Raw genomic sequence first — 2,150 nt, 5'->3', positions numbered from 1 at the left:
CCTGGCGCCAAGGGAGCGATCATATGTTTGAGAGATTTACCGACCGAGCTCGTCGCGTCGTCGTTTTGGCCCAGGAAGAGGCCAAGATGCTCAACCACAACTACATCGGCACGGAGCATATTCTGCTCGGTCTGATCCACGAAGGTGAAGGCGTTGCGGCCAAGGCTCTGGAGAGCCTCGGCATCTCGCTGGATGCCGTGCGCGAACAGGTGCAGGACATCATCGGTCAGGGGCAGCAGCAGCCCACCGGCCACATCCCCTTCACGCCGCGTGCGAAGAAGGTTCTTGAGTTGAGCCTGCGCGAAGCGCTGCAGCTCGGCCACAACTACATCGGCACGGAGCACATTCTGCTCGGCCTCATCCGTGAGGGTGAGGGTGTTGCCGCCCAGGTCCTCGTGAAGCTCGGCGCAGACCTGAACCGCGTGCGCCAGCAGGTCATCCAGCTCCTGAGCGGATACCAGGGCAAGGAGCAGGTGCAGGTCGGTGCCAATGAGCAACCCGCCAACACCGCCGGCAGCCAGGTGCTCGACCAGTTCGGTCGGAACCTCACCCAGTCGGCACGCGACAACAAACTCGACCCGGTCATCGGGCGCGAGAAGGAAATCGAGCGGGTCATGCAGATCCTGTCTCGTCGCACCAAGAACAACCCCGTCCTGATCGGTGAACCCGGCGTCGGCAAGACCGCTGTCGTCGAGGGCCTCGCCCAGGCGATTGTCAAGGGCGATGTTCCGGAGACGCTGAAAGACAAGCAGCTCTACTCGCTCGACCTGGGCTCGCTCATCGCCGGCAGCCGCTACCGCGGTGACTTCGAAGAGCGCCTGAAAAAGGTCACCAAGGAGATCCGCACCCGCGGCGACATCATCGTCTTCATCGATGAGATCCACACCCTCGTGGGTGCCGGTGCCGCCGAAGGAGCCATCGATGCCGCCAGCATCCTGAAGCCCCTGCTGGCCCGCGGCGAGCTGCAGACCATCGGTGCGACCACTCTCGACGAGTACCGCAAGCACTTCGAGAAGGATGCCGCTCTCGAGCGCCGCTTCCAGCCGATCCAGGTCAACGAGCCGTCCCTGCCGCACACGATCAACATCCTCAAGGGACTGCGCGACCGCTACGAGGCTCACCACAAGGTGTCCATCACCGACGGTGCCCTCGTCGCCGCCGCAAACCTGGCCGACCGCTACGTCTCCGACCGGTTCCTGCCCGACAAGGCCATCGACCTGATCGACGAGGCCGGTGCACGCCTGCGCCTGTCGATCCTGTCGAGCCCGCCCGAGCTGCGCGAATTCGACGAGAAGATCGCCGTCGTTCGTGCCGCCAAGGAACTGGCCATCGAGGAGCAGGACTTCGAGAAGGCCGCCGGCCTGCGCGACGAGGAGAAGAACCTCCTGGGCGAGCGCTTGCGCCTCGAGAAGAAGTGGAAGTCCGGCGACGTCAAGTCCACGGCGGTTGTCGACGAGGGGCTGATTGCCGAAGTTCTGGCCCAGGCCACCGGAATCCCCGTCTTCAAGCTCACCGAGGAAGAGTCCGCTCGCCTCGTGTTCATGGAGAAGGCCCTGCACCAGCGCGTCATCGGTCAGGAAGAGGCCATCTCGGCGCTCGCCAAGACCATCCGTCGCACCCGTGCCGGCCTCAAGGACCCGAAGCGTCCGTCCGGTTCCTTCGTCTTCGCCGGCCCGACCGGCGTGGGCAAGACCGAGCTCGCCAAGGCGCTCGCCGAGTTCCTGTTCGACGACGAGGCCGCGATGATCTCCCTCGACATGAGTGAGTACGGCGAGAAGCACACCGTATCGCGTCTGTTCGGTGCTCCCCCCGGATTCGTCGGCTTCGAAGAGGGCGGCCAGCTCACCGAGAAGGTGCGCCGCAAGCCCTTCTCCGTGGTGCTGTTCGACGAGATCGAGAAGGCACACCCGGACATCTTCAACTCCCTGCTCCAGATTCTGGAAGAGGGCCGATTGACGGATGGCCAGGGTCGCGTCGTCGACTTCAAGAACACGGTCATCATCATGACGACCAACCTCGGCACCAAGGACATCTCGGGTGGCCCCGTCGGTTTCCAGCTTGAGGGCGACTCGACCACCGGGTACGAGCGCATGGCCGGCAAGGTGAAAGACGAGCTGAAGAAGCACTTCAAGCCCGAGTTCCTCAACCGC

The 2,150-nt window shown here is 63.9% G+C and carries 1 protein-coding gene; it reads left to right on the top strand.

The genetic code is table 11. The annotated features are described in order from the left end of the window. Positions 1-23 precede the first annotated feature (23 nt). The coding region (locus JF66_RS16570; protein WP_035879756.1) for an ATP-dependent Clp protease ATP-binding subunit at positions 24-2,150 on the top strand (2,127 nt) is incomplete at its 3' end.

The sequence above is a fragment of the Cryobacterium sp. MLB-32 genome (assembly GCF_000738085.1).
In the GTDB taxonomy this organism is placed as follows: domain Bacteria; phylum Actinomycetota; class Actinomycetes; order Actinomycetales; family Microbacteriaceae; genus Cryobacterium.
The sequence above is the reverse complement of the archived record's forward strand: the minus strand, read 5'-3'. Positions and strand labels throughout refer to the sequence as shown.